Origin of the sequence: Plantactinospora alkalitolerans (assembly GCF_015690345.1) — a bacterium.
In the GTDB taxonomy this organism is placed as follows: Bacteria; Actinomycetota; Actinomycetes; order Mycobacteriales; family Micromonosporaceae; genus Plantactinospora; species Plantactinospora alkalitolerans.
The window spans coordinates 49,027-55,231 of the sequence record NZ_JADPUN010000247.1 but is presented as its reverse complement, the minus strand read 5'-3'; the positions used below and the strand labels follow the sequence as shown (position 1 = coordinate 55,231).

General features: G+C 69.4%; 5 protein-coding genes. All 5 read right to left on the bottom strand.

The features are described from left to right. The coding region (locus I0C86_RS27955) for an NB-ARC domain-containing protein (RefSeq protein WP_323373880.1) at positions 1 to 1,771 on the bottom strand (1,771 nt) is incomplete at its 3' end. Further along, positions 1,768 to 2,208: a hypothetical protein gene (locus I0C86_RS27950; protein WP_196204282.1), complete on the bottom strand. Its 441-nt coding sequence runs from the start codon at positions 2,206 to 2,208 to the stop codon at positions 1,768 to 1,770. The genes I0C86_RS27950 and I0C86_RS27955, both read right to left, overlap by 4 nt. Positions 2,209 to 2,556: 348 nt before the next feature. After that, on the bottom strand, positions 2,557 to 4,329 hold the full coding sequence (locus I0C86_RS27945) for a VirB4 family type IV secretion system protein (protein WP_196204281.1): 1,773 nt from the start codon (positions 4,327 to 4,329) through the stop codon (positions 2,557 to 2,559). Next, on the bottom strand, positions 4,326 to 5,294 hold the full coding sequence (locus I0C86_RS27940; protein ID WP_407676358.1) for a PrgI family protein: 969 nt from the start codon (positions 5,292 to 5,294) through the stop codon (positions 4,326 to 4,328). The genes I0C86_RS27945 and I0C86_RS27940 overlap by 4 nt, the downstream gene beginning before the upstream one ends. Further along, positions 5,291 to 6,202: a type IV secretion system protein gene (locus tag I0C86_RS27935; RefSeq protein ID WP_196204280.1), complete on the bottom strand. Its 912-nt coding sequence runs from the start codon at positions 6,200 to 6,202 to the stop codon at positions 5,291 to 5,293. The genes I0C86_RS27940 and I0C86_RS27935 overlap by 4 nt, the downstream gene beginning before the upstream one ends. Positions 6,203 to 6,205 lie beyond the last annotated feature (3 nt).

Sequence of the window (6,205 nt, the reverse complement as noted above, 5' to 3'; positions counted from 1 at the left end):
CCAACGCTTCCACCCAGCCGGTGTGGCCGGTGAGGGTGTGGCGGGTGCCGCCGGTCTCGGGGTCCCAGACGCGCACTGTCCCGTCACGGCTGGCGCTGGCCAGCCAGGATCCGTCCGGCGCGACCACCAACGCTTCCACCAACTGGGTGTGGCCGCTGAGGGTGCGGTGAAGGGCGGGGTGAGGCAAGTCGGGTGGCGTCCAACGAGGGATCAGCTGTGGCGTGGGCAGGGTTGGCAGGTAGTCCTCGACAAGGCGCCGTAGGTCAGGGTTGTTGCCGAGGCGACTGACCAGGATCGCGCCGAGAGTGTGCTTGGGAGTGATCGGGGCGAGCAGATGGGCGTTCTGTCGGATCGCCCGAGCCAGCGCAGTCCCGGCAGGGGTGTCGATGTGGACGAGGTCGGTATCGACCCCAGACGGGCCGTGCCCCTGCAATCGTAGGGTGACCCACCGCAGGTTCGTCATTGTGGCCGTGAGTTCCTCATAACGGCCTGCTGCGTACAGATGCTCGGCGAGATGTCCAGTCAGGTAGTCCTCCCCGGCGGGCAGCAGCCACCAGGCGGGCAGCCCGGCATCGGTCTGGGCGACCAGCGTGGCCGCATTGTCCAACAGCAGGCCGTGCCACACCCGCCGCTGCTCTACATCGGTGCTGTGTAGCAGGTAGGCGCGGATGATGTCGTGCAGCCGGATCGTGCCCGCCTCCGCCCGGTAGCGCTGCACCAACGACATCCCCGCCAACACCGCGCACACCCGCTGGGTACCACGCCGCGTCAGACCACCGGTTGCACCCCACAATCGCTGCAACACCTCTAGCGGAATCTCGACGTCCTCACCGAAAATCGCCAGCTCCGCGAACCGCTCCGTGATACCTGGCTCCAGTAGGTCCAAACCCGCCCGCACAGTCGCCGCTACCGCCCGGCCCCGCCAGGCCGGATCGTCGAGATCGAGACTGGCTGGACCCTCTTCCGCCAGCCGGCCGATGATGTCGGTCAACGCCCACGCGACAGTGGCGCCGTAGTCCTCGACCTGCCGCACCAGCGTACGGTTGGCCACCGCGAGCAGCACCGGCCACCGGCCCGTTCCGGCCAGGACCTGGGCCACCAGGTCAGCGGACGGGTTCGAAAGTCCCTGCATCAACACCGCGGTTGCCTGCGGAGGATCCATCCGATCCACCCAGACACTCGACCCGGCCGGCACCAGACCACGGCGTCGAGTAGTCACCAACCGCTGGCAGTCAGTCCCGCCCTGACACAACGGGTCCAATTGGTCGGCCTGCCAGACATCGTCCACCACCAACAACACCGGCCCGGACCCAGCGTCCAACAACTCCCCGAGCCGGAAACCGGCCTGCATCGCATCCGTAAACCCCGGCCGCTCACCAGCAAGCTGCTCGACCAGGTTGTTAATTCGCCCCGCCAGCTCCGCCCCAGCCGCATGCTCACCGATCGTCACCCACAACAGGCCACCGGGAAACCGCACCTGCACCTGCGGCTGGTGACACAACCACGTCGCCAGGGTGGTCTTTCCGAAGCCGCCCGTGCCATGCACCCCCGCCACCGCCACCGGGCCGTCAGCGGCCCCGCACACCAGCTCCAGCAACGGACCCGCCAACTCCGGCCGCTGCACCAAACCCGCAGGCAACGACGGCGCCATCCACAGCCGCCGCACCACCGCAGGCTCGCCGCCGTCCTGGTAGACGTTAATAACGTCGGCGTTGTACATCGTCGCCTGATCGCGCGCCTCGAACCGGTTGTCGTTCAGACCGCCGTTCACGACGCCGGGGGGTCAACTGGGGCGTGGGTGACCGTAATTGAGCCACCCGGCGCGTTGTACATCGTCGCCTGGTCTCGTGCCACGAAGGTGTTCACCCACGTCCGCCCCGCGACCGACAACTCCCGCTGGGTCTCCTCTGCCCACGCCCGCAACGCCTCGTTCAGCTCCGGATACTCGTCCACCAGGTCCGCCAACCGCCGCTGCCACGCCTCCGCCGACCGCAACCGCACCGCCGCCAGTTCTTCGACCGGCGCCGCAGTGATCGCTGTCGCGGTCTGATCCGCCCAGTCCCCCGCCAACTCCGCACGTCGCTCGCCCGCACGGCCGAACAACCGCATTACACCGGAACGCGTTGACTGCCACGCATCGGTCGCCACCGCACCGACCAACGCCGAGCCACCCGCCGCCGCCACAGGCAACAGCCAGTCCGCAACCATCAAGCCCCCCTAGCGATCGACCGACGAAACAGCGAACCCAGAGTAACGCCACAATGCACAAATTGAGACCAACACTCGTCCAATCCCAGAGACCACCCTGTACCAGCAGGCAGCCCGAAGCATCTGCTCATCGGCGCCCGGAAGCTGAGCCGCTTCGGTAGACGGTCACTTGATACGCATTGTTACGTTCTGGGGACGCCAGTCGGTTCCACAGGGTGTCCAACAGCCGATCAGCGGGAGCTGCTGATTGCGGTGCGCTGCGCCAGAGCCGGTAGGCCGACCCAAGCTCACTGAACTCTGGGACGTTCCTCTCTTCAGAGCAGCAGAACGCCCAGAGTCCAGTCGAAATCACCGATCAGATTCATCCAACTCGAAGCCTGTGGTGCACAAGACGTGCTCCGCGTCCGAGGAAATCGATTCGAAGCTGGTCCTGCTCACCCCGGAGATCAACAGTCCGTGGCCGCGGCGGGCCGACAACAGCAGTCGCCGCTCGCCGCCGGTGAGGCCGAACGCCTCGCCGACGGCGTCGATGGCCTGCGGCGCTTGCCGCAGCAGCACTTGAGTGGAGGCGTTGGACACCACCGCTTGGCCGAGGTCGGTGCTCAGCACGTCGGCGGCGTCCTGGGTGACTACGGTCAGTCCGGCGTTGCGCTTGCGTGCCGCCTTGCTCATCCGGAACAGGAAGCGGGCGCCCTCGCCGTCGCGCATCAGCAACCACGCCTCGTCGACCACCACGAGCCGCCGCTGCGACAGCCGTCCCGGGGCGTCGACCGTGCGCCAGATCGAGTCCAGCGCGAGCAGGGTGCCGACAGTGCGCAGCTCGTCGGGCAGGTGGCGTAACGACCACACGACCAGGTGTCCGACCGGCGCCTGGGTGGTCGGCCCGTCGAACAGGTCGGCGAAGCTGCCATGGACCCACGGTGCGAGCCGGGCTGTCAGATTCGCGGCGGCCGGGTCGTCATCGGCGCGCAGTGCCTCGGCCAGGTCGCGCAGGAGCGGCGCTGGCCGGTGGTGCGTCGCCGGGTCCGCCGTGATGCCGGCGGCCCGGTATACGGCGAGGATCGCCCGGTCGAGGGCGGCCCGCTCCGCCGGTGGCGGCTGGTGCCCGAGCAGCACGCTGATGAGCGTGTGCAGGAACAGCCCGCGGCGGGTGAGGACATCGGGGCGGCGGTCGCCTGCCGGCAGGTCCAAGGGGTTGATCTTCACGCCGGGTAGGCCGAGGCGCACGAGGCTGCCGCCGACCGCGTCGGCGAGTCGCAGGTACTCGTCCTCGGGGTCGATCACGGCGACCTGCACGCCTTGGTAGAGGCTGCGCAGGATCTCCAGCTTCACGAAGTACGACTTCCCGGCTCCCGATCTGGCCAGGACGATTGAGTTGTGGTTCTCCTGCGCCCAGCGGTCCCACCAGACGATGCCGGCGCTGGCCGGGTTGACGCCGTAGAGAACGCCGCCGGTCGTCGGCGGGTCGCCGGGCAGTGGGGCCGGCAGGTCGGGGCTGGACAAGGGGAAGGCGGCGGCGAGGGCCTGGGTGTCCATGGTGCGCAGCATCCGCAGCCCGTCGGTGGCCAGCGGCAGGGTGGTGGTCCAGCCGGCTAGCTGCCGCCAGGTCGCGGGTTGTAACTCCAGGAGGGTGGAGGCGGCGGCGGCCCGGACCTGGGCGCACGCCTCCATCAGTTCGGTTTCGGAGCGGGCGTGCACGGTCAGGTAGAGGCCCACCCGGAACAGCTTCGCCGCGCCTCTGGCCAGTCGTTCGGCTAGGTCACCGGCGTCGTGCGCGGCGGCGTCGACGTAGGGGTCGGCCAGCTTGCCGCGATCAGAGTCGGCCCGCCGGGACGACTCCAGCCGGGCCCGTTGCTTGCGGAGCCGGGCGGCGGCGATCGGTGCCGGCAGCGGCTCGATGTGCAGGGCCAGGTCGAGCCGGCCCGGCCAGGACAGCAGCGGTTCCAGCCAGGCCCCGCCGACCTCGGCCGGGTATGCGGTCACGACGAGTGTGGCGGTGAAGCCGTCGCCGACGCGCAGCCACCGGGGCGTGACCTCGACCGTTGCCGGCGCGACCGCCGACGCCAATGAGGCCGGCTGTGGCTGCCCGCCGCCGTCGCCGAATCGTCTTTTCCTGATCATGCCTTTCTCCTTTTCGTACGGGTTCGGGATGGGGCGGCCGCGGTGATGACGGCGTCTGGTGCGGCCAGGCCGCCGGGACGCGGCGGCCGGTACGGGTCGGCTGCGGAGGTCAGGGCGGCGGTGACTGCGGCACCGTTCAGCACCCGCGGGCTGACGCCGATGCCGGTCAGCGCCCGGACGGTGTCATCGGCCCGGCGCCGCGCGGCGTGATTGGTCTCGCCGGCGGCCGTTCGGTTGACGACCAGGACCTGCCGGCGCAGCGGGTCTCGCCGGGCGGCGAGGTCGCCGAGGAACTCGGCGTAGTCGGCGCACGCCCCGCGCAGCTGCGGATGCGGTTGAGTGTCCGCCGCGGCGGCGAGGGCGCGGCTGTGCGAGGTTAGGTCGACCGGCTGCGCGGACACGACGATCTGGGTCGGCGTCGACAGGCTGTTGAGCCACCGTCCCCAGCCCTCGATCAGGGCCGCCTGCTCGTCGGGGGTGCGCAGCGCGAGGTTCACGGTGGTGGTGCCGACGATCGCCGCCCGGGCGCCACCGAGGCTGATTTCCCCGTCGTCGTCGATGGCATCGGCGGGCAGGCGCAACGGCGCCGGCAGCGGCATCCGGCCGCTCTTGGGTGTCTCGATCCAGTCCGGCGTTCCGGGATCCGCCGCGCTGTTGGCGGCGGCCAGCGACCGGGGGGTGCGCGTGTGGCGGATGGCGTGCAGGAGCCAGATGTCCATGGACAGGCCGTCGCGGCGGCCGAGAGCTAGGCCGATGACCAGTCCACCGAGCACCACACCAGTGCCGACGAGGACTGGTGCGGGTACGACAGTGTGCAAGGTGCGCCACGCGCCGTAGAAGATGAGCGCGCCGGTGGCGACGATCGCCAGCTGGTGGAACGTCAGGCCGTAGGCGACCTTGTCGGGCGCGTCGACGTCGGCGGGCATCCGCGCCCTGGTCGGCGTTTCGGTCTCAGGCCGGGTCATTTGATGGTCCTCCGAAGGGTGTTCAGGCCGGGGACGGCGCGGGCGAGCTGCTGTACCACGACGACCCGGACGACCGCGCCAAGTACGTTCGTGCCGCGTCCGTTCTGGCCCGCCCACCGGGCCATCAGTCCGGGAATCTTGACGGTGGTCCACAGCAGCACCACGACGACCAGGAGGTTCAGCGTGCCGCCTGAGTTAAGAGGCAGGCCGAACACGGGCAGCATGGTCTTCGGGTCGAGCAGTGTCTGTTCCCCTGCGGTGAGGAAGAACGCCTGGGCGACGGGTATCGCCAGGCATCCGGTGTAGGCGCGCCACCACATCCGTGCGAACTCGTCGGTCTGCGGCAGTGCGTGGCAGGCCAGCGCCAGCGGCGCGATGCTCGTCATCACCAGCAGCGCCACGAACCGGCCGATCAGCTGGAACGCGGTCGTCACGACAAGCACGGCGATGATGAGGATCAGGACCAGGAACAACAGCGGAACGGCGTCGTCCTGTGCCACCGCGAGGTGGGCCCGGATCGCGGTGAACGCCCCGTCGCCGTCGTAGCCGCCCTCGCTGATCGTCCCGGTCAGGGCGTTAGCGAGGTCGATGAGCAGGTCGCACGCCAGCTGGGAGAAATGCGCGGCGGTGAACCCGACGACCAGTCTCGGTAGGAGGTCCTTGACCGTGTACCGGGATTGCTCGTCGCCGCCGGCGACCATGACGAGCACGCCAGCGGCGACGAACGCCAACACGAAGACGGTGTCCACGATCCAGACCGACCGGCCGGTGAGTGCCTGCACCTGCGGCAGAACGGTGACCTTCGGTGTGGTGAGCAGGATGCCGGTGATGAGGTCGAAGATCGCGGTGAGGCAGGCCAGGATCGCTGTGGTGAGCCAGTCGAGGGCCTGGTCGAGGAACCATCCCATAGC

Coding starts and splice junctions, on each gene's coding strand:
- I0C86_RS27950 (WP_196204282.1), bottom strand. CDS start 2,208: ATGGTTGCGGACTGGCTGTTGCCTGTGGCGGCGGCGGGTGGCTCGGCG.
- I0C86_RS27945 (WP_196204281.1), bottom strand. CDS start 4,329: ATGATCAGGAAAAGACGATTCGGCGACGGCGGCGGGCAGCCACAGCCG.
- I0C86_RS27940 (WP_407676358.1), bottom strand. CDS start 5,294: ATGACCCGGCCTGAGACCGAAACGCCGACCAGGGCGCGGATGCCCGCC.
- I0C86_RS27935 (WP_196204280.1), bottom strand. CDS start 6,202: ATGGGATGGTTCCTCGACCAGGCCCTCGACTGGCTCACCACAGCGATC.